The organism is Slackia piriformis YIT 12062 (genome assembly GCF_000296445.1).
GTDB classification, from domain to species: domain Bacteria; phylum Actinomycetota; class Coriobacteriia; order Coriobacteriales; family Eggerthellaceae; genus Slackia; species Slackia piriformis.
The window spans coordinates 174,048-195,059 of the sequence record NZ_JH815198.1 but is presented as its reverse complement, the minus strand read 5'-3'; the positions used below and the strand labels follow the sequence as shown (position 1 = coordinate 195,059).

General features: G+C 56.5%; 16 protein-coding genes. 5 read left to right on the top strand and 11 right to left on the bottom strand.

All coding sequences use genetic code 11. The features are described from left to right. Nucleotides 1-13 precede the first annotated feature (13 nt). Complete coding sequence (gene nhaA, locus HMPREF9451_RS00855) at nucleotides 14-1,582, bottom strand: Na+/H+ antiporter NhaA (RefSeq protein WP_009138406.1); 1,569 nt, start codon at nucleotides 1,580-1,582, stop codon at nucleotides 14-16. Nucleotides 1,583-1,880: 298 nt separating this feature from the next. Here nhaA and HMPREF9451_RS00850 point away from each other — a divergent pair, with 298 nt between their 5' ends. The 3 genes from HMPREF9451_RS00850 (at nucleotide 1,881) to HMPREF9451_RS00840 (ending at nucleotide 5,100) form a co-directional block, all read left to right on the top strand. Further along, nucleotides 1,881-3,515, top strand: a complete 1,635-nt coding sequence (locus tag HMPREF9451_RS00850) for an amidohydrolase (RefSeq protein ID WP_009138405.1) — start codon at nucleotides 1,881-1,883, stop codon at nucleotides 3,513-3,515. Between the two features lie 234 nt (nucleotides 3,516-3,749). Then, nucleotides 3,750-4,316, top strand: a complete 567-nt coding sequence (hpf, locus tag HMPREF9451_RS00845; RefSeq protein WP_009138404.1) for a ribosome hibernation-promoting factor, HPF/YfiA family — start codon at nucleotides 3,750-3,752, stop codon at nucleotides 4,314-4,316. A 220-nt stretch (nucleotides 4,317-4,536) separates the two neighbouring features. Beyond that, a complete protein-coding gene (locus HMPREF9451_RS00840) occupies nucleotides 4,537-5,100 on the top strand; it encodes an FAD-binding protein (RefSeq protein ID WP_009138403.1) in 564 nt (187 codons plus the stop codon). Nucleotides 5,101-5,328: 228 nt separating this feature from the next. Here HMPREF9451_RS00840 and HMPREF9451_RS00835 read toward each other — a convergent pair whose 3' ends face one another. Continuing rightward, the gene (locus HMPREF9451_RS00835; protein WP_009138402.1) at nucleotides 5,329-7,062 is read right to left on the bottom strand and encodes an FAD-dependent oxidoreductase; all 1,734 of its coding nucleotides are present in this window, start codon (nucleotides 7,060-7,062) and stop codon (nucleotides 5,329-5,331) included. A 218-nt stretch (nucleotides 7,063-7,280) separates the two neighbouring features. Here HMPREF9451_RS00835 and HMPREF9451_RS00830 point away from each other — a divergent pair, with 218 nt between their 5' ends. Beyond that, nucleotides 7,281-8,762 carry a helix-turn-helix transcriptional regulator gene (locus HMPREF9451_RS00830; RefSeq protein WP_009138401.1) on the top strand — a complete coding sequence of 494 codons (1,482 nt, stop codon included), beginning with the start codon at nucleotides 7,281-7,283 and terminating at the stop codon, nucleotides 8,760-8,762. 111 nt (nucleotides 8,763-8,873) lie between these two features. On the opposite strand, the gene HMPREF9451_RS00825 is transcribed toward HMPREF9451_RS00830, so the two are convergent. The 9 genes from HMPREF9451_RS00825 to HMPREF9451_RS00780 form a co-directional block, all read right to left on the bottom strand. After that, nucleotides 8,874-10,430, bottom strand: coding sequence for a carbon starvation CstA family protein (locus HMPREF9451_RS00825; RefSeq protein WP_009138400.1), 1,557 nt, complete (start codon nucleotides 10,428-10,430; stop codon nucleotides 8,874-8,876). A 658-nt stretch (nucleotides 10,431-11,088) separates the two neighbouring features. Then, nucleotides 11,089-11,856: an amino acid ABC transporter ATP-binding protein gene (locus HMPREF9451_RS00815; protein ID WP_009138399.1), complete on the bottom strand. Its 768-nt coding sequence runs from the start codon at nucleotides 11,854-11,856 to the stop codon at nucleotides 11,089-11,091. A 24-nt stretch (nucleotides 11,857-11,880) separates the two neighbouring features. After that, on the bottom strand, nucleotides 11,881-12,519 hold the full coding sequence (locus tag HMPREF9451_RS00810; protein WP_009138398.1) for an amino acid ABC transporter permease: 639 nt from the start codon (nucleotides 12,517-12,519) through the stop codon (nucleotides 11,881-11,883). Nucleotides 12,520-12,787: 268 nt separating this feature from the next. Further along, a complete protein-coding gene (locus HMPREF9451_RS00805) occupies nucleotides 12,788-13,621 on the bottom strand; it encodes an amino acid ABC transporter substrate-binding protein (RefSeq protein WP_009138397.1) in 834 nt (277 codons plus the stop codon). A gap of 196 nt (nucleotides 13,622-13,817) precedes the next feature. Further along, the gene (locus HMPREF9451_RS00800; protein WP_009138396.1) at nucleotides 13,818-14,675 is read right to left on the bottom strand and encodes a dimethyl sulfoxide reductase anchor subunit family protein; all 858 of its coding nucleotides are present in this window, start codon (nucleotides 14,673-14,675) and stop codon (nucleotides 13,818-13,820) included. Between the two features lie 7 nt (nucleotides 14,676-14,682). Next, a complete protein-coding gene (locus tag HMPREF9451_RS00795; protein WP_009138395.1) occupies nucleotides 14,683-15,357 on the bottom strand; it encodes a molecular chaperone TorD family protein in 675 nt (224 codons plus the stop codon). 72 nt (nucleotides 15,358-15,429) lie between these two features. Then, the gene (locus HMPREF9451_RS00790) at nucleotides 15,430-16,065 is read right to left on the bottom strand and encodes a 4Fe-4S dicluster domain-containing protein (protein ID WP_009138394.1); all 636 of its coding nucleotides are present in this window, start codon (nucleotides 16,063-16,065) and stop codon (nucleotides 15,430-15,432) included. A gap of 137 nt (nucleotides 16,066-16,202) precedes the next feature. Beyond that, nucleotides 16,203-16,841: a 4Fe-4S dicluster domain-containing protein gene (locus HMPREF9451_RS00785; RefSeq protein ID WP_009138393.1), complete on the bottom strand. Its 639-nt coding sequence runs from the start codon at nucleotides 16,839-16,841 to the stop codon at nucleotides 16,203-16,205. Nucleotides 16,842-16,855: 14 nt separating this feature from the next. After that, entirely contained in the window at nucleotides 16,856-19,291 is a 2,436-nt protein-coding gene (locus HMPREF9451_RS00780) for a DMSO/selenate family reductase complex A subunit (protein WP_009138392.1), read from the bottom strand. A 174-nt stretch (nucleotides 19,292-19,465) separates the two neighbouring features. Here HMPREF9451_RS00780 and HMPREF9451_RS00775 point away from each other — a divergent pair, with 174 nt between their 5' ends. Beyond that, on the top strand, nucleotides 19,466-21,004 hold the full coding sequence (locus HMPREF9451_RS00775; RefSeq protein WP_009138391.1) for a response regulator transcription factor: 1,539 nt from the start codon (nucleotides 19,466-19,468) through the stop codon (nucleotides 21,002-21,004). Nucleotides 21,005-21,012: the final 8 nt, after the last annotated feature.

Here is a 21,012-nt window from a genome sequence, read left to right as displayed (position 1 = left end):
GCAAAGTAAAAACTTAGCCTTTCTTCAGCTCTTCGGGATTAAGCTGAACCGCCACTTCGCGGTTATCGCGATCCTCGAAGGCCTCCTGCACTTCCGCCTGGTCCTCTTCGCCGAACGTATCGATGATTCCTTCGCTCGCGCGGCGGGCCTCTGCGTCTGCGAACGTCGCGTTGTCCGCACCCTCAGGGGAAGTGACATACAAAACGCCACGCTTCGCATCGGCCTTCGCCTCGATAAGCAGGAAGGTGAAGCCGATAATGCCAGCAACGGTGGATGCGCTCAGAATAGCGGCCTTGGCCATGGCGATGTGCGTTTCGTCAACATAAGCGAGGTTGGCAACGAAGATGGCCATGGTAAATCCAACGCCGCCGAGAATAGCCGCGCCCATCATATGCGTCCACGAAACGTTGGTCGGAAGCGATGCCAGCTTGGTTTTCACCACGATGAAGCTAAACAGCATGATACCGATCGGCTTGCCCAAAAGCAGACCGAAGAACACGCCCATGAACACCGTGTCGCCGAAAAGCATCGACGAATCGATTCCCGCCAGGTGCACATCAGCATTCGTCAATGCGAACAGGGGAAGAACGAGGAAATACACCCATGGATACAGCTTGTGCTCAAGCCTTGTTGCCGGCGGAATGACCTGGGCGGCAATAGCGGAAAGGTTCTTCACGTTGCGCATGTAATCCTTCTGGCCGATAACGGGCTCATCAGGATTGAAAGAATCATATGCTTGGCGGATCTTTTTGCCAGACCAAGACAAGAACCCGCGAAGGTTAACGCGCGAACCCGAAGGAATGGTAAACGCAAGAAGCACGCCTGCGATGGTGGAGTGCACGCCGCTCATGAAGACGCAGAACCACAGAACCACGCCAAGCGCCAGATACGGCACCAACGAATAGACATGCGTGCGGTTCAGCAACAGCAGCAGCACGACAACACCCGCTGCGGCGGCAAGCCACATGAAGCTTGGTGCCTGACCGTAGAAGATAGCGATGACGAGAATAGCAATGATGTCGTCCGCGACGGCAAGCGTGGACAAGAAAACGCGCACACCGGCAGGAATGCGATTACCCAGCAGCGCCATGATGCCAAGGGCGAATGCGATATCGGTCGCGGTAGGAACACCCCAGCCATGGATAGTGTCGGGATGGCCAATGTTGAACAGCAGGTAGATGACGATAGGAGCCAAAACGCCGCCGCATGCCGCAACGATAGGAAGCAGCGCCTGACGGATGTTGGTAAGCTCACCGACCGTCATTTCGTATTTGATCTCTAGGCCGACAATCAGGAAGAAAACCGCCATGAAGATATCGTTGATGATATGGCCGGCAGACATGGTATACGCGGTGCCGCCGATGACGAATCCGATTTCCTGATGAATCAAATGCTCGAAGGCCTCATAAGCGCCCGTATTCGCGATGACAAGCGCCGCGATGGCGGCAAGCAGCATGATGCCTGCAGACTTCGTCGCCGAATGAGTGAACTCGAGAATCTTTTTGTATCGCGCTTGATGACCGCGAACCTCGTCGATGAAAATCGACGGTTCGGTGTTGCGCTCCTCGCTCGCAGCGGCCATGCTCACACCCCTCCCGAAATCGACGCGCACGCAGACGCCGGAGGCAACTGCCCCTTTTACGACGCTTCCGCGACCGCGTTCGAGACGGCCGAGTTGGCGAATGCAACCATAGACGAAAGACACCTTGAATGCGCGTTTTCCTGTACGTTGAAGTTGCTATTATATCCCCGTCATTCGGTGTTCCTGTTAAAACCACGTGAAACACCGTCGGAACAGCATGCGAGCGCGCGAAAGCGGCGGCCGGATACCTTGCGGCCTTAGGCGCTTTTTTGCGCTCCACTTGTGTAAGGAGGTTGCAGTGCACGCCGATCTTATTATCACGGGCACGCACGTGTTCACGGGGCTTGACGATGAAGCAAAACCCCTGTCCATCTGCGTGAAAGACGGAAAGATACAGGCGGTCGTCGCCCCTGGCGATGCTCAACGCTTCATTGGCCCCGATACAAGGACCGAAGATTTCAAAGACGCTTTCGTCTGCGCCGGACTGCATGACGCCCATTTGCACGCTTTCCATTCGGCCCTGTATTCCAGTCCGCTCGCCGAAAACTTTCTCGGAGAAAACGAAGCAGACTGTGTAGCACGCCTCGAACAGCTTGCAAAGCGACGCCCGAACGGCTGGCTTCTGGCCCAGGGATGGCGAGAATATCGCTGGAATCCACCCGTGCTCCCCAGCAAGCATTCCCTTGACGCCGCCTATCCCAACCGCCCCGTCGCCCTGTATTCCGGCGACGCCCACACGCTATGGCTCAACACCAAGGCGCTCGAAGAGCTGGGTGTGACAAACAACAGCGTGGCGCCCGAAGGCGGCAGCTACGACCGAGACGAAAACGGCGAGCTTACCGGCATCGTCCGCGAAGCGGCTGCAATGGAACTCATGCCCCGCATCGTCGCGTCGTTCACCCTCGATGAAATAGCCCATGCCTACGAAGGTTTCCTAAAGCGTCTTGCCGAAAACGGCATCACGAGTATTTGCGACGTCAGCTTGATGGCACAACCAGGACTGGACTTCGTGCGCGACGACGTCTATGCAGCCCTCGAAAAAGACGGACGCCTCACCGCGCGCGTGCACCTCTTCCCCACCCTGCTCGAGGATATGGGGCGCTTTGAGACTATGCGCGAAACCTACCGCGGTCCTCTCCTGAACGTATCTGGCTTCAAACAGTTCTTCGACGGCGTTTCCAGCCAGCACACCGCCTATCTGCACGCTCCGTACACCAATGCGCGCTTCGAGGGCGACCGCGGGCAGACCACCGTCCCGTTCTCGACCATGCACGACCTTGTCATGAAAGCCGCCGAAAAAGGCTATCCCGTCCGCATTCACACCATCGGCGACGAAGCCATTCATGAGGCTCTCGACATCTTCGAGGAGGCCCGCGAGCGTTTCGGCCTTCCCGAATTCGGCCGCAATTCCCTCGAGCATCTTGAGAATTTCCAGCCAGACGACATAGCGCGACTTGCCCGCCTTGGCGTAACCGCCTCCGTGCAGCCGCCGCACATCACGCTCGACCCCGGCGGCCCTGAACGAGACCTGGGGGCAGAGCGTTGCCAATACATGTGGCCGTTCAAGACGCTCCTTGCCGAAGGGGCCGTCTTGGCGTTCGGAACCGACTCTCCCGTCGTCGATGTCAACTCTCGCGGGGTTCTCTACACCGCCGTCACGCGCAAAGACGCCGCAACGCATGCTCCTGAAAACGGATGGCTTCCTTCCGAACGCATCAGCATGGCGGAAGCGCTGCGCGCATACACCGCAGGCTCGGCAATTGCCGCGAACGACCCCGACATCGGAACGTTGGAAGCCGGGAAATGGGCCGATATCGCCGTGTTCGATCGAAATCTGCTCGGGGAGGAACTAGCCGACAAGCCGGAACTCATCCTCGAGACGGAAACGCTTGCCACCTACGTTGCCGGACGGGAGGTCTACCGCGCCAAGTAATGCGACACGCCCCGATACGTGACTTAAGGCCCCGTAGCCACGCCCCGATACGTGGTGTAAGGCACTTCGACAAGATGGCAACACACGTGCTGCGCCGGCCAAGAAGTGCGCTACCATAGGGCTGAGAGGAACTAGGGGAAGTTAAAAAATAACTAGCTCATCCGAACAACAACTCGGACGTTCGTATTCGTTCTTCCGAGTGACACCGCATCCACGAGCGAAAGGATGGAAAGTATGGATATCAAGGTTATCGGTCGCAAGGTCACGGTTACCGACGCCCTCAACGACTACGCAATCGAGAAGATTGGCAACGCAATGAAGGTCATGAGCCTCGATGTTGCTGATACCGAGGTCGTGCTGCGCGTCGAAAAGACTCGCGCCATCCCTTGCATCTGCGAAGTCACCATTCGCCTCAAGGGCCACACCATCCATGTGGAAGAGCACGAAGAAGACATGTACGCCGCAATCGACGTCGCATCCGCCAAGGTTCTTCGCCAGCTGCGCAAGTACAAGACCCGCGTTATCGATCACCGCATGCGCGAAACCCTGAAAGAAACCGCCCCCATCGAAGCAACCGGTGCAAACTTCGATGAGCTGATGGCCGAGCTTTCCGCCGATGACGAAGTCGTCCGCGTCAAAGAAATGGACTTCGAGCCCATGACCGAAGAAGAGGCGCTCATTCAGATTGACCTTTTGGGCCATGACTTCTTCGTCTACACCGACCGCGACACCAACGAAGTCAACGTCATGTATCGCCGCACCGGCGGCGGCTACGGTCTGCTGAAGCCGAAGGCCGAATAAGCCCGAGCGTACAACGTACAACCTCAACACATGAGGAGGGAGCCCAAAAAGGCTCCCTTCTTTACTCTGTGATTGAACTTCAAACCTATCCCGAAAACGCATCGGCATTCGAAGGAGCGTCAGAAAATCTCTTTTTCTATCACGTCGAGAAGCTCTTGTTTGCCCTTCACCCCCCCATTACGCCGAACGCAACTTCAGCTTCTCTGGCGACGCGCAAAGCATGCAAGAACGCGTCATCTCCATCGTCACTCAATCGCAGATGGACAACATGGCGGCAAACGGAGGTACGTTCGGGTGCGGCGAGTACATTCACGCAGGCGAACCGTTGACCGACTTATGGGATGAGTTCAATGCGCAAAAAGACGCAGGAAACGCCGCTGTGCATGGACCGATTTCGACGCTCGACGAGCTCGCCTCGGAGCTTCAACTCGACGCCGACAAGCTGAAGGCATCCGTCGAGAAATACAACGGTTATTGCGAAAGCGGCATCGATGAAGAATTCTCGAAAGCAAGCGAGTATCTTTTCGCTATCGATGACGGACCCTATTACGCCTTTGAGCTCAATGTGGGCATCTTTACCACCGTTGGAGGCATGAAAATCAGCCACGATGCCGAAGTTCTCGATTCCGGAGCCCAGCCTATCCCTCACCTCTATGCGGTCGGGTACGATGCGGGCGGCATCTACGGAGATGCCTACGATGTCAGCATCTGCGAAGGGTCATGCCAAGGATTCGCCGTCTTCACCGGAAAGATGGCTGCCGAGCATATCGCCGAAAACGCTTAGCCTCGTACTAACCAACCCATAGCGCAGCCCCTCCCTCTTTTTACTGCGCCGTTTCAAAGCGAAAGCCCCAGATGGGGCTTTCGCCGCTGTTTGCGTTTTGCCGAAGTCCACCGCTCATCCGCACATACAAAAGGCGCCAAGCGCATGGCTTGGCGCCTCTGACCTACGAGCAGTCAACGCCTGGACTAGCGAATTTAAGGGGAGGGATTGAATCCAGGCTTCGACACGCTACGCGGTCTCAAGGAATTTGCCGACGGATTTTCCGCATTCGCGACCAAGGGTGATGGCCATGCCGAGGCTGCATCCAGGAATAGGAGTGATGTATTCGTAGCCGAAGCGACGACCGCAGTCGTTGCCGGAGACATAAAGGCCGGCGATAGGTTCGAAGTTTTCATCAAGAGCGTTCTGCTCGCCGTCGGTGATAATGCCGCCGCACGTTACCATGGTCTCGCCGAGCACGGGGTCGAACGTGCACGCATAGAACGGAGGCTCTTTGACCGGGAACAAAACCTTTGCGTCGCGCCCGAATTCCATATCGGCGCCCGCTTCGCAATACGCGTTGTAATTGTTGATGGTCTCGACGAAATTCGTTGCCGCTTCGCCCTCAAGGCCGAGCTGGGCAGCAAGGCCCTCAAGCGTGTCATCGGCAATATATTCCACCTGAGTGACAGGCCCTTGGCTCTGCTCGCCTTCTTTTTCTTCGGGCTCGACGTAGGTTCCCTGGAATTTCGCATATGCCGTGTCGAGGGATTCCTGAAGGGATGCAATGTTTTCCTCGTTCGCCGTAAAGCCCGCATGTTGAGGGATCGTATATTGGCGGTATTCGGGGAAATTCGAATCGAGGACTGCGAATTTCGTCTTACGGCTACGATACACCGTAGCAAGACCGCGCTGCTCGGAAGTAGGATAGTATTCGTTGCAGAAACGCTTGCCGTTTTCGTCGATCCATACCGCCTGCGGCAAGCAGTTCATCTTGCCAGGGAGGGAAAGGCCCTTCATGTTCATGCCGGGAATGGGACACGTCTCAAGATGGGCGCCGGCCCAATAAGCCATCTGCACGCCGCGGCCATCATTTGCAGACATGGAGCTCAACGCCTCTTCGCCAACCAAAGCACCAGCCATATCGGGCATCAAGTCGGTCATCATCTCGGGGTTTCCACCGAAGCCGCCGCATGCAATAACAACCGCTTTGCAGTTGAACTTGATATTGCCGTTGGCGTCGGAGGCAACCAGACCCGCAACCGCCCCGTCGTTCATGATGACGTACTGGGCCTCGGTCCCGAACATGAACGTCGCACCGTTTGCCTGAGCGGCAGCGCGATTGTATTCGTGAATCTTCTTCTGATTGCAATCGCCGTAGAAGCTGCAGACCGAAGGCCAGAATTTCACGCCGCTCAATTCGTCAAGCTGATGCTCGGTCTTGGGAAAGAACGCCGTGGTCATGGTGGCGAAGTCTTCCTCGCTCAAGTCAGACAGATACCAATCGGTATTCGCCGCAGAGTTCTGGGCGAATTTCATGACCAATTCCTGATTGGGGTAATTTCCCGTGATGAGCATCCAGTTCTGGAAGAACTCGACGGGGTCAATCTCGGGCACGCCGCGCTCTTTCAGAATGGATGCATTTAATGCGGCGAATTCGTTCCCGACGGGCGCAAAGGTGTCTTCGGGCTGTTTTTCCACGAGGTAGACGGACTTGCCCTCTTCGGCAAGCTCGCGGCACGCAGTCAAACCCGCAAAACCATGCCCGCACACCACAACGTCACAGTCTATTTCCTGAGCGAAATCCGTCACCTCGGCAGGAGGATTCTTCCAGTTTGAACCCTGAGATACTTCGTCAGTTGAACCTTCTTCGGGTTTGCTCGTTGAGGGAGAGCATGCGCTCAGCGCAGTGGCTGCCGCCGTTGTGGCGCCAACGACCCCCAACCCTTTCAAGAAATTACGACGACTCAGCTCCTTTTCCATGGCTGCGTTTCCCCTTCCCTTCCGCTTTTATGTGCTAGCCGCGCCAAGCAAGACGGCGAACAAGAAATCCGCTTTTCGCCGCATCGCCGACGCTTTTCGTCAAAAACCTTACGAAAACAGGCCTTCATCCACCATCGTGGCAATTAAGGAACCGCATCAAGGAAATTAGGTATTGCCCGTTCTAAGGCATAAAACCTATAGTTTTCCTGGGAGGGAACATGAATAGAAAGCTCATGCCGTTAGAGGCGTTCGCGCTCATTGCGTTTTTTGCAACCATGCCCATTTACTCGCCCAATGTCGTCCCTTTGCAGGAATGCCTGCAGGACAACGAGATCATGGGGCATTTCGTAACACCGCTGCTTGTTTCTGTGGCAGGCGCATCCGCCATACTGTTCGCCCACGCGGCCACAAGCGCAACCGGCTTTAAAAGAGCCTTCTTGCTGTATTCGAAGGCCTCCCCTTTTGTCTACGTTGCATGCATGACGTATTTCATCCTCACCTCGGTCAGGGTTATCCCCGCGCACCCGACAGCAGTAACGCTTTGCGGCATTGCATGCGGACTTTGCCTTCCATACGTGGCAATCTGGTGGGGAAAGCGTCTCGAGCCTCTTCGCCTGCAGCAGGCGCTCCTTCTTGTCTGCGTGGTCTGCGCAAGCACTGCGATTATCAACTGGGTTTTCAGCATCCTTGCCGCCACGCCGCTGGCGGTGCTTTCCATCGCCCTTGTTGCTTTGGGGTCTTTCTTCCCCTCTGCCTTGAACAGAGTCGAACACGTAAAAGACCCAGGCAGAAAAACCGCAAAAACGCGCCCTGCGTCTAGCTCTGACAATTGCTTGCAAAGTGCCGGAAAAGAAAGTGTTTTGCCAAACAGAAACGAAAAGAAGACCGACCCCCTCCTTCTTCCGCGCTTTATGTCGGTTTTGGTTCCTGCGCTCATAGGCCTGTCGGTTTTCGCGTTTCATATGGGAGTGAGCAGAGAGTCGGTACTTGACTCCGTGAGTACCGAAATTCTGGGCAATCTTTTTGCCGCCCTCATCCTTGCTCCTCTTTGCTTCGTCAAAAGCCGCAAGCCCGTATCGGTGCTCCTTTTCTCAGGGGTCGCCCCCGTTGCTGCAGCCATGCTGCTTTCGTACATGGCCATAGCCAGCGACTTCGAAGTGCTGGAAAACTTCACCTCAACAGGCATATACACCTTCTTCTGCATGATCGCCCAGATCTCTCTTGCGCTTGGCATAGCGGGAACCCATGCGCAAGAATTTTCAGCACGCATGATCTGGTCCGGTTTCACGCTCCTCTTTGCCATATTCAGCATTTCGGGAATTTCCCTGGGCGCCCTCCTATCGGACAAGCAGCCTCTTATACCTCAAACCATTACCGCGCTGTATTGCGCCTATCTTATTGTCCAGTCGGTCGGTTCATTTTGGAAAAACGAAGCCGGTCACAGCAGCAGTTCCGCGCATGCTAACGAAGAACACGATTACGCCCATCGCTGTAAAAAACTGGCGGACGACTTCTCGCTTTCGCCCCGCGAACAGGAAATCAGCACGTATCTGGGACGAGGGCATACGTGTACATACATTGCGAAAATGCTGGTGATATCCGAAAGCACCGTGTATACCCATGCGCGAAACATCTATCGCAAGGTGGGCATTCAATCAAAAGAAGAGCTCATCCAGATTCTTGCAAGCAAATCCGAATAACTGGAAGGCATCGCGCAGGACGGAGCAAGGCGAAACGCGGTCAAATGCAAAGGGGCGCCAAGCGTGCCGCCTGGCGCCCCCTGGATACTTTGCCCCAATGCGCAGCCGCCCTTACGCGACGGACTGCTCAATTGCTTTGTCGGCAGAATCGTCGGGCGTTTCCATGGCCTTCGCCTCCGCCATACCGCCGTTTTCAAGGCGCTTGCGACGCACCAGTCCCGCGCGAACCACCAACCCGGCATAGACAACGGTCAAAACTCCCGCAACCGCGTAGGCAACACCCCATTCCAACCCGAAGCCGATCTTCGCATTGAGCAGATAGCTCGAGCACACGAACATGTAGAAAGATCCCGGGATAAGGGTCATGATGCCTGGTTTGCGAAGCCCGAACAGATACACGCTGATCAGGGCAAAGGCAAACACGGCACAAGCTTCGTTAGCGAAACTGAAGTAGCGCCACAAGATGTTGAAACCGTTAGGGTCAAGCTTGGAGTACACCAAGATGACAGCGACCGGCACAAAGATTGCCAGCGCCAACAGGATGCGCTTCGTCTTGCTCACCTGGTCAATATGGAAGTAGTCGGCAATCATCAGGCGAAGCGAGCGCAATGCGGTGTCGCCCGAAGTGATGGCCAGAACCACCACGCCCAAGATGGCAATGATGCCGCCTATCTCCCCCAAGAAGCTCTTGGAGATAAGACCCACCACGGCCACAGCGCCCGTCACGCCCGCCTCGGCAACGCCGTTGTTGTAAATAACCATAGCGGCTGCAGCCCAAATCATGGCAATGAAGCCTTCGAGAATCATCATGGTGTAGAACGTGTTGCGACCCTCGAATTCGCTGTTGACGGAACGCGCGATGATGCACGCCTGGGTGCTGTGGAAGCCAGACACAATACCGCAGGCCACCGTGATGAAGAACAGCGGCACAAGATTGTCCAGACTCACCCATGCAGGCCATGCGCCCCACAGTTCGTTAAGCTGGAAAACGCCGCCCGTGAAAAACAGACCGAAGAAAATTCCCACTGCGGAAAGCAGCAGAATCGCGCCGAAAACCGGATAGATGCGGCCGATGATTTTGTCGATCGGGAAGACCGTGGCAACCAGATAGTAGACAAGGATGATTCCATAAATCGCAAGAATGGGAGCAAGCGCGCCAATACCGAGCATTGCGCCGTCCGCATCGGTAAACGAAGTGGAAAGACCCAGAATAGAACCGGCCAACATGTCTCCGGGCGTGTAGATGAACACAACGCCCACCAAGAACATGAGCAGGCATACGAAGATGCTATAGATCTGATAGACGCCTTTACCCATGAAACGCCTCATAAGACCCGGCATCTGGTCGCCGTTGTGACGCAGGCTCATCATGCCGCTGAAGTAGTCATGTACGGCGCCGCCGAGCACGCAGCCTATAGGAATGAGGATGAACGCAACGGGACCGAACAAAATACCCTGGATAGGACCGAGCACCGGACCGGTGCCGGCAATGTTGAGCAACTGAATAAGCGCATTCTTCCACTTCTTCATGGGGACATAGTTCACACCATCACCCCGCGCATACGCGGGCGTCGTTCGCGCATCCGGACCGAAGATGCGCTCGACGAATTTGCCGTACACATAGCCGCCCACAAGCAGGACGGCTAAGCCAATGAGAAACGTAGCCATAGACTCTCCTGACTATCGGAGGAACAATGCTCCTGACAACTGTTTACAACACGCCGTAACGGCGCACTTCAAGCAAGTGTCACGCGAGCCTCGAGCATGTCGAGTGCATCGCATGCTATCGTTTGCGGGAAAAGTTAACCATGGTTATTAACCGTTACGAAACATGAAAAACAGCGAGCGGCGGTCACAGTGCGGCGCTCGGCAAGAATGCATGAAACATCGATTCATTATGCATAAATGCACGATAATCATCATCTGTGTGTTTTTACGCATAGCAACCCTGAAAAATTATGCATACCAACCACACCGAAAAGTTTTTGCGCGTGCGAGAAACGGACGCGCATGCAAGCGCGACATTCAAGCCCCCTGTAGCAAGAAGAACATCGACCAAGCCGCATCCGAGCAACTGAAACGATTCTGCGAATTCCTCAAGACAAAAAGAACCTGGAAGGCGTCCTTGCGGTTTGAGGCGAAAATCATTCTCCAAAACCAACAACGGCGGCACCCCGCCGATAGACAGGATGCCGCCGCAACCGTGAATATTTGTTTGTTGACAAGCTCGTTTACCGGTAAGTAAAACGCGCAACAGCCGGCGCCTTCGCGGTCGGCAAACTGGGCGCGAAAGACCCGTAAAGCAAACCCGCCGGGGAAACGAACCCTAGTAGCGAGCCAAGAACTCCCTGGTGCGCTGATGCTGCGGGTTGTTCACCACCTGCTCCGCCGGACCTTCTTCGACGATCACGCCGCCATCCATGAAAATGATACGGTCGGCCACGTCGCGCGCAAACTGCATCTCGTGCGTAACGATAACCATGGTCATGTGCTCTGCCGCGAGCTTCTTGATGACCTTGAGCACTTCGGCCGTAAGCTCGGGATCAAGCGCGCTCGTAGGCTCGTCGAAGAACACGACCTCAGGATTCATGCACAAAGCACGCGCAATGCTGACGCGCTGCTGCTGACCGCCGGAAAGCTGGCAGGGAACCTTGTCCTCGTTGCCCTCGAGGCCCATTTTGGCGATCAGTTCGCGCGCCTGACGCTCCACTTCCTCCTTGTTGCGCTTCTGCACGCAGATGGGCGCATCCATGATGTTTTTGAGCACGGTGTAATGGGGAAACAGGTTGTAGTTCTGAAACACCAGGCCGAATTTCATCTTCGCGCGACGCAAGACGTCGGACTTGGCGTATTCCGCCTTCCCATTACTCCCCGTACGGGCCACCGTCATGTCATCGTAGAACAGATCGCCCGAATCAAACGTTTCGAGCAGCGTAGCGCAGCGCAGCAGCGTGGATTTGCCGCCGCCCGACGGACCGATCACCGCAACAACCTCGCCCGGCATGACATCGAGCGAAATATCCTTGAGCACTTCGTTTTTTCCGAAGCTCTTTTTGATGTGCGACAGGCGCACTACAGGGTTTTGAGTATCCATGCGTAAGTCCTTATTGCAGAAACGTTAGTCGTGGTAGTAATTGAGTTTTTTCTCGACGCGATTGAGCACAATTTCAACCACGAAGTTGAAGACCCAGTAAAACGCGGCCGCGAACACAAACGGCAACATGCTGACCTGAGAAGCGACCAACGCCTTTGCCGTGCTGAACATCTCGGCGACACCGATGGCGAATGCAAGCGAAGTGTCTTTGACAAGCGTGATAATCTCATTGCCCATGGCGGGAAGAATGCGCTTAATCACCTGAGGAAGAACAATCTTCATGAACGTCTGAGCGCGCGAGTAGCCCAGCACACTGGCTGCTTCAAGCTGACCCTTGGGAATGGACTGGATGCCGCTGCGGTAGATTTCGGCAAAATAGGCCGCATAATTGATGATGAACGCAATAATGGTCGCGTTGAATTTCGAGTCGGTAGAAAGCTCTATGCCGAAAATGTAGTACGGCGCGAAATAAATAAAGAACATTTGCAGCATAAGCGGCGTACCGCGCATGATGGAAATGTAGAAACGCATAAGCCACGCAAGCGGCTTGAACTTGCTCATGCGTCCAAGGGCAACGAGCACGCCCAAAGGCAGAGACCCGACAAGGGTCAGAAAGAAAATCTGCAGGGTGACCACAAAGCCTGTCCCCAGCATTCCGAGCATAGTGCCAATATCCACGAAAGTCCCCTTTCCTTGTATATGCACGCGATCATTGCATACGAGAAATGCGATTCAGCATCTGTGCGCATATAGCGCCGCCAATCAGGCCGTATATGCGCACAAAACCCGAATCGAAAACCCACGCCCAACCAAACTCGCCAAAACCATTTCGTACGACGCATGAGGTTGCAGCGCAAATCGCGGACGAGCATGACGCCCGTCCGCGATGCAAGGTCTCAAAACCCTTTCAGCAGTCTACCTGAAAACCGCCTTACTTAATGAGCCAGTTTTCGAAAGAGAGGCCGTACTCGGAGTATTTGTTGCACAGCTCCTCGACGGTGCCGTCCTCATACATTTCCTTCAAGGTTTGGCTGACCTTCTCGGCGGTCTCCGTATCACCCTTCTTGAAGCCGACTGCATAATGTTCGGAGGAAAGCGTCTCGTCAAGCATGACGTATGCACCGGGCTTCGCGCTCATCTGGTACTGAGCGATGGACAGGTCGCAGGCAACAGCGTCAACGGCGCCGGACTCGAGCTGCATGAATGCCGTGTTGTACTCGGCAATGGTCTCAAGGTTGGCGAAGGTGGCAGCCAGATCGGCACGGTCGCCTTCGAGAACGTCGAGAGCAGCAGAGTCGGTCTGGGTAATGACGTTTTTGCCGGCAAGGTCAGCAAGGCTTGCAATGCCCTTGTCCGCCTTCACAACAATGACCTGGCCGTTAAGCATATAAGGATCAGAGAAAGTGTAGTCGTCCTCGCGGCCTTCCATGGTGAAGCCGTTCCAAATGCAGGTAATGGCACCGCTGTTAAGCAGGGTGTCCTTCGCGTCCCAATCGATCGGCTCGTACTTGACGGTCCAACCGTTGCGCTCTGCCACTTCGGCGGCAAGATCAAGGTCGAAGCCGGTGAAGTTACCGTCATCGCCCACGAAGCCATACGGCGGATAAGACTGGTCGAAACCAACGATAAGCTCATTTGAAGCAGCAGCATCGCCCGAAGCAGCACCGGAGCCTTCGCTGGAGTTGGAAGAGCATCCCGCAAGCGCTGCCACAGACAGAGCCATTGCCGCCACGAAGGCGAAAATCAAAGAAAGTTTCTTCTTCATTTCGTCACCCTTGCTTTCTGAAACGTTTTCCTCTTAATACCCTCCTGCACTTTACCATGCTAAAGTGCGTGGCACATAGTATACCACAGCAGCGTGATGAAGCGAATACGGCAAAGAGAGAACGGCAAACGGGCTGTTTCGCCCCACAGGCGCACGCCGTAAACGTAGCCAGGGGGACCTAAGAAACAAGCCGCAATCAAAACCCCGCAGAAAGATACGAGAAGTAAAACGGCAAACGAGCCAGAAACGTGGCGATGAAAACAAGGACGCAGCCGAGGCTACCCATGACGGCTCCCCGCCAACCTTCGCAACGTGCCGCTTTCCCCAGCACATAAAGACCCGCCAGGCTTATTGCCGCATACGAAACGATGACGACGCCGTACCACGGCACGGCCTGATAAGCGCCGGCAACATTGTTCTCGACCCCCGCAAGGAACCGCGCATGCATTCCCAGCAAAAGAACGACGCCGACCACGCATACATACGAAATACGCCGCAAAACGCGAGGCCAGCGATCGTCGCGACCAAACAGAACCCCCAGTACGCAGGACGCAAGCGCCGTTCCTGCCGCAAAGGAAAGACCCCAGAGATTCAAGGGGGTATGCCATGTGTCCCACGAAGGCACGGTGGGAACCGAGTATGCGAACGCGGTGAACCACATCATGAGGGCCGATGCAACGATCGAGCAGACAAGCAGCGCTTGGGCGAGTGATTTTAAGTAGCTGATTTTGTACGTATAGAGCCAGTACATGCCGCCGACGAAAAGAAATACGACCGTACAGAGCACTTCGTTTGAAAGCGGAGACCTCCCGATGCCCGCAAAAGCATGCAATGCATTTGCGGGCGTGCCCAAATGCGTGGCGGATGCCATGAAGCCCATCCAGACCACCCCAAGCGGAACCAGAAACGCATGGCTCACGCGATCCCACGATGCTTGGTCCATGCGCTTTGCGTGCGCCAGAAGATATGCGGCCATCAATGCGAAAGTCAGCGCACCCGCCGGAGAGAGCGCCGTGAACATGGCGAGCGAACCCTCGCTGAATCCTCCTGCCATCATGCCCCTATCGATACATCCTGCGCACCGCAGGCTCCACAGCAAGCAGGCCTTGGACATCGCGCAACGTCGTGCGGCACAACAGGGCAAGTCCGCGATACGTATTCGTTTCGCACGCTTCGTGGAATTGGGTCAAAAAACGCCCAGACCAGCACAGAACGTGATCGCCCAGCAGCTCGCACAGCAAATCGGGGCGATTGCGCGCAACCTGTGCGCACAGCATCAAAAGGCGACCGAACTGGTCTTCGGGGTCATTCGCCTCATACAGGCTTGTCACCCCGTGCTCGCGCATCCAATCGCGCAGCATATGCCACGTGCGGCCGTACATCACCTTGTCGCGATCCATATACACAGATCCCCACGCAGGCGCCGGCTTTATTCCCGGACCGCGAAGCAGCCGCGTAAACTCTTCGGAGACCTTCTCGGGAAATTCGTCTTGACCCTCACGCATAAGAAGCGCCGCCTCGCGTCGGTCGCGTTCTTCGCCAAACGGCCAGTCAAGCGCGATATCCATGCCGGCAAGAACAGAAAAAACCTGCGCGGCCTGCTCTTTCACGGGGTGGAAAAGAAAGCATGACCCCAAGATATCGGCGCATGCCGCAAACGCCTCGATGAATTCGTCGTTTTGAAGCATGGCCGAAGACTGAGTTTCGTCTTCGACGAAATACGGCTGTTCGTTCATCGAATTCCTTTCACGAATGGCTGCCGACCCCTGCGCGAAGCTCGTTTCCGAGCCTTCGCCCCGTCGCTTCCGCTACACCTCGCGGTTATTCTCAATCTCCGCCGGATTGGCTATAAACCCTTTCGCCTCGAGGGCTTCGCGCGCAGCCGGAGAAAGACGCACGAAGAAATGAGGGCTCGTGTATGACGAATCGGGCAGGGGCATGATATCGGACGAAACATCCTCGGACAGCCCCCTCAGCTCATCCGGCCGCCCGAACGCAAGAGCGCGAAGCGGACAGGCCTCGACGCATATGGGCAGCTTGCCTTCAGATACGCGGTCAGAACACCCGTCGCATTTCGAACTCTGTCTCGAAAACGGATCGATCGAAGGCGCGTGGTAAGGACACGCCATGGTGCAGTAGCCGCAGCCGATGCATTTCTTCGCATCGACGCACACGAGGTCGAGCTCGTTTTTATGCATGGCCCCCGTCGGACACACATGAACGCATTCGGGCCGCTCGCAATGATTGCACGACAGGGAGACGTGGTACGCGTACGCATCCGCATGGACGAGTCCGCGTGAATCGGCCTTGCACGATCCGCCCTCGTAATCGATCACACGCCGGTACGCTCGCCCCAAAGGAAGGTCTCGATAGTCGGCGCACGCCATCACGCAGGTGCGGCAACCCGTACAGCGCGTATTGTCGAAATAGAACCCGCGAGCCAAAGCCTCCCCTTTCTATGCCATCGTGCCATTGTATGCGTGAAATACGCCAAGGCGAACGCGAAACGCAACAACACGTCCGAACACCCAAAAGCGCCCCGTGCCCGCAGGCACAGGGCGCTTATCACGGCCGGCAGAGATTATTCGAACGCAGCGACGCCCGTAACCTCTTTCTCATTGGCGACAAAACCGGTGGTGTCGCCTGGCTCTTTCGCGGCCGGGCAGGCGTTGATCAGCAGGCTCGGCACCGTTTCGGAAGGATCGGCCAGAGGAGCAATGCCGGCAACCGCATCGGGGTGAGCCGCCTTGAGCTCGTCAAGGTCTCCCCATTCAAGCGCGCGCAGCGGGCATGCTTCGACGCAGATGGGCTGCTTGCCCTCGGCAACGCGGTCGCGGCACATGTCGCACTTCTTCGCCTTGCCCTCCTCCTTCACCAGGATAGGCACGCCGTATGGGCACGCATCCACGCAGGCGCCGTTACCCGTGCAAGTTTCCTGGTTGATGAAGACGATACCGTCATCGTCTTTCTCGATAGCGCCCGTCGGACATGCCGCGAAGCACTTCGGGTTTTCGCAGTGGTTGCACGCATCGGAGACGTGGTACATGAACACGTCGCTGGCGACGGTTCCGTCGGCGCCGAGAGCGCACGAACCGCCCTCGTAGTCGAACACCCTGCGGAAGGCAATTTCGGCAGGAAGGTCTTTATAGTCTTTGCACGCCATCTCGCAGGTACGGCAACCCGTGCAGCGCGTGCTGTCGAAATAGAATCCGTATGCCATCTCTTAATCCCCCTTTAAGCCTTTGCAACCTGAACGATCATGGAATGGGCGTTGCCGTTGCCCTTGGCAAGCGGCGTGGGCTTGTAAGTGGTGAGCGTGTTCACGCAACCGCCTTCGTCCACCTTGTCGCCGAACATGTCGGCCTTATGCCATGCGCCCTGAGGAATGCCGACGGTTCCGGGAACAATACGGGACGTGACCTTTGCCTCGATGCGAATCTCGCCTGCGGGGCTTTTCACGGACAGCATATCGCCCGAAACGATGCCGCGGCTTTCCGCGTCGGCCGGGTTGATCCACAGCTGCTGACGCGCAACCTGCTCGAGCTCGGGAATGAACCCGAACGACGAATGGGTGCGGCTCTTGTGATGGAAGCCGGTGCAGTACAGCGGATACTCGTCGTTGACCGAGCCATAACCCTGGAAGCCAGGAGTGAACACGGGGATGGGATTGATGGTTTCGCCCTCCTCAAGCTCCCACGTCGCGGCGATGTCGGCCAAGCGTTCGGAGTAGATTTCGATCTTGCCCGAGGGGGTTGCAAGGGGGTTGGCCTCGGGGTCGTCGCGGAAGTCCTTCAGGCCGATAGCGGTCGGCAGCTCGCGCTTGTACACGCCCTGCTTTACGATTTCATCCCAGCTCGGCATCTCGGAATCTTTCTCGGCGCCGGCTTCATAGAGCTCGCGAATCCAGTCTTCCTGCGTCTTGCCTTCGGTGAACTGGTCCTTCACGCCGAACTTATCGGCGATGTCGGCCATCACATCGTAGCTGGTGCGGCACTCGCCAGGAGCGTCCTGAGCAGGGCCGCCCACCACGACGCCCGTATACCACTCGGTGTAGCCGTTGGTCTTCATGTTCAGCTGCTCGGAACGCATGGCGTCGGGAAGCAGGATGTCGGCGTATTTCGCAGAGTCGGTCATCACGGTATCCCATACCAGGATGAATTCGCACTTGCTCTCGTCTGAGAGAACCTCATGCGTGTAGTTGATGTCGCCGTGCTGGTTGGTGAGGCAGTTACCCGCATAGTTCCAAAGGAACTTGATATCGTTGTTGAGTTTCTCGACGCCGGTGACGCCCGCGTTGGTGGCGGTCATCTCCTTGCCGTGGTCGACAGCATTGACCCATTCGTAGCACGGAATGCATGCCTCGACCGGGTTCTTGCCGCTGGGCAAGCCGCCAACCAAAGCCACGGACGGCTCGGCCTCGCGCTGGCCGGTGTTGGTGCCGGGAAGGCCGATTTTGCCAAGCAGGATGGGGATCATGCAGATGGCGCGGCAGGTGTCCTCGCCGTTGGTGTGGCGCTGGGGACCCCAACCCTGCACGACGAACGGAGCCTCGGCAGAAGCCAGGTCGGACGCCAAAGAGCGGATGGTATCTGCGGGAATCTGAGTGATTTCGGCAGCCCATTCGGGGGTCTTTTCCACCATGTCGTAACCGGTTCCCATGATGTAGTCCTTATAGGACTTGTTCTGGCCCTTGGCAGATTCGGGCATGGTGTCCTCGTCGTAGCCTACGCAGTACGTATCCAGGAATTCTTTGTCAACCTGATCGTTGGCGATGAGTTCATGGGCAATTGCAGAAGCGAGCGCTGCGTCGGTGCCGGGGCGAATAGGCAACCACTCCTCAGGATGTCCCGAGGCGCTTTCGTTCATGCGGTAGTCGATGTTGACGATCTTGCCGCCACGACCCTGAACGGCCTCGCGCACGCGTGCGAAGTCCCAGACGATGTTCGCGCCGCCCATGCGGGTTTCCGCCGGGCTGTTACCAAACATGACCACGAGGTCGGAATTCGCCTCCGCCTCGGTCATGGAAGATGCATAGACGTCGTCGTAAGGGCCGCAGTCGTCACCGTACAAGAACGGCAAAGCGGCCGAGAGCATATTGGTGGAGTAGTCGTAGCTACGCTTCAGATAGCCGCCCAAAAGATTAAGCAGGCGGGAAGACGGATTGCCCGTAGCGGAATACATGCCGGTCGCATAGTTCACGTAGATGGCGTCGTTGCCGTACGTATCGATGGTGTACTTCAGCTTGTCAGCGATGGTCTGAATGGCCTCGTCCCAGCTGATCTGCTCGAACTTGCCTTCGCCACGCTTGCCGACGCGCTTCATGGGATAGAGCAAGCGATCGGGGCTATTCAGCCAGCGACGCATGGAGCGGCCGCGCAGGCAAGCGCGTGCCTGAAGATTGATATCTCCGGTGTTATCGGACTCCATATAGACGACTTTGCCGTCTTTGGAGTGCCACTGGAATACGCAGTTGCCGCCGCAGTTCACGTTGCACTGGCTCCATGCGATGGTTTCTTCGGCGGCTGCGCCGGTACTTCCCTCTTCGCCCTTCGGAGCACAGCCGTACATGGAAGCGCCGCCGAGCAAGCCAGCACCAGCAACGGCGCCCGCGAAGGTGCCCTTCACGAAATTGCGTCGCGAAACTGCATGCTTCTTGTTCTCAGTAGTCATACATTCCCCCTCTCGTGTTTGGGCCATCATCTGGCCCCTATGAAAAGGAAGATACCTAAAATGCCTGATGAAAGCATCACACCTCACATGTGATTTCATCCCCTATGCCCCTGATGCGCTTGCATATCTTCCCGCGCATTGCCAAACTTACGGCATGAGCGAAAGGACGCCCTTTTGAACCGCACACTTCTCAAGCCGCATGTATCGAGCATCGGCTACGCCATCTTCCTCGTCATCAACGCCGCCCAGATATGGGGCGGCATCTTTCCGTTTTTGCCAAAAGACTTCCAGACCGACGAAGTAACGCTGACGTTCTACCTCTCCCAGACGTTTTCTTTCTGCGCCGCGTTCATAGCAAGCACGCTCGGTTCATACTACTTCCCCAAGCAGGCGCGCCGCATGCTTGTCACCCTCAGCACCGCCATGGTCTTCTCCGGATCGTCATGCATCATCGCCGCCATGTATCTGCCCGTATACACGCTTCTCTTCATTCTTGCGGGCGGTGTGTTCCTCGGCGTGGGAACCGCAGGGCTGTTCATGCTTTGGCAACGCTATTTCTCCTCCATTCCCAGCAAGGCGTGCAATTACCGCCTCGCGCTCGGCACGGTCTTCGCGAGCGTATGCTACTTCGCCCTGTACGCCGTGCCCACCGCGCTCACGGCGTTTCTAGTTCCCCTTGTCTTTTTGCCCATCTGCGCGCTGTGTCTTTCGCTTTCCGTACGCGAAATGACCTTCGACCAACCGATGTTCGAGGATATTCCCCGGGAGCACCCGCAGGTCTACCTCCAACTTCTCAAGGACTCTCGGGCGGACGCCCTCTGCGTCGGAGCTATCGCGTTTTCAAGCGGCCTGGCGCGCGGCGTGGAAATCGTCAATCCCGCCGTATCGGACGTGGTGAACTCCGCCTCCATGACGGGGTCTCTGATAGCCGGATTAATCCTGCTGGCGCTATGGCTGACTTCGTCGGTCCGCTTCGGCCTTCGCACCATCTTCCGAACGGTCTATCCCGTCATCATTACGGGACTGCTGCTCTTCCCCTTCATGCACCATGCGGGCTTGAGCCTGTTCGCAGGCCTAACGTACATGACGTTTTCCCTCATCCTGCTAATCATGATGATGCAATGCGCCCAAACATCCCGAGACCGCGGCACGAACCCCGTGTTCGCATACGGTTTCTTCGGAAGCGTCGCATACGTCATGCAAAGTGTCGGATTTCTCCTGGGATGGTTCGCAAACGACGTGGCGATCTTCGGCGTCGAGCAGGTAACGCTGCTCTCGCTCATAGCCGCTTACGTGCTTGGCATGGCGCTTCTTGCATCCACGGGCTCTTTCGCCGGACAAGCCACACCCGAATCGACAAGCCAAATCGAATTCACCGCCACCAATGCACGCAGCAAGGAGAAAGCCTCAACGGCCCCGGAGAAAAACGCCGGAAAAACAAGGAAGCAGAAGAAAGCCATCGCAAGCGACGGACACGTCATCACCGACCGTCTTTCGAAGCAGTGCCTGGTCGTGAAAGTGCAGTACGGCCTTTCCTCGCGCGAAACCGAGGTCATGGAGCTTATCGCGCGCGGCCGCTCCATGGTCGCCATTGCCGAGGACCTCTTCATATCGGAGAACACGGTTCGCACGCACTGCAAGCATATCTACGGAAAGCTCGACATCCATTCGCGTCAAGAGCTCAGCGACCTCGTATCGAATACGGAGCTGTAGCGGCATAC

Excerpts from the sequence above, each read along its gene's own strand:
- nhaA (WP_009138406.1), bottom strand. The coding sequence starts at position 1,582 with ATGGCCGCTGCGAGCGAGGAGCGCAACACCGAACCGTCGATTTTCATC.
- hpf (WP_009138404.1), top strand. The coding sequence starts at position 3,750 with ATGGATATCAAGGTTATCGGTCGCAAGGTCACGGTTACCGACGCCCTC.
- HMPREF9451_RS00840 (WP_009138403.1), top strand. The coding sequence starts at position 4,537 with ATGCAAGAACGCGTCATCTCCATCGTCACTCAATCGCAGATGGACAAC.
- HMPREF9451_RS00835 (WP_009138402.1), bottom strand. The coding sequence starts at position 7,062 with ATGGAAAAGGAGCTGAGTCGTCGTAATTTCTTGAAAGGGTTGGGGGTC.
- HMPREF9451_RS00830 (WP_009138401.1), top strand. The coding sequence starts at position 7,281 with ATGAATAGAAAGCTCATGCCGTTAGAGGCGTTCGCGCTCATTGCGTTT.
- HMPREF9451_RS00825 (WP_009138400.1), bottom strand. The coding sequence starts at position 10,430 with ATGGCTACGTTTCTCATTGGCTTAGCCGTCCTGCTTGTGGGCGGCTAT.
- HMPREF9451_RS00815 (WP_009138399.1), bottom strand. The coding sequence starts at position 11,856 with ATGGATACTCAAAACCCTGTAGTGCGCCTGTCGCACATCAAAAAGAGC.
- HMPREF9451_RS00810 (WP_009138398.1), bottom strand. The coding sequence starts at position 12,519 with ATGCTCGGAATGCTGGGGACAGGCTTTGTGGTCACCCTGCAGATTTTC.
- HMPREF9451_RS00805 (WP_009138397.1), bottom strand. The coding sequence starts at position 13,621 with ATGAAGAAGAAACTTTCTTTGATTTTCGCCTTCGTGGCGGCAATGGCT.
- HMPREF9451_RS00800 (WP_009138396.1), bottom strand. The coding sequence starts at position 14,675 with ATGGCAGGAGGATTCAGCGAGGGTTCGCTCGCCATGTTCACGGCGCTC.
- HMPREF9451_RS00795 (WP_009138395.1), bottom strand. The coding sequence starts at position 15,357 with ATGAACGAACAGCCGTATTTCGTCGAAGACGAAACTCAGTCTTCGGCC.
- HMPREF9451_RS00785 (WP_009138393.1), bottom strand. The coding sequence starts at position 16,841 with ATGGCATACGGATTCTATTTCGACAGCACGCGCTGCACGGGTTGCCGT.
- HMPREF9451_RS00780 (WP_009138392.1), bottom strand. The coding sequence starts at position 19,291 with ATGACTACTGAGAACAAGAAGCATGCAGTTTCGCGACGCAATTTCGTG.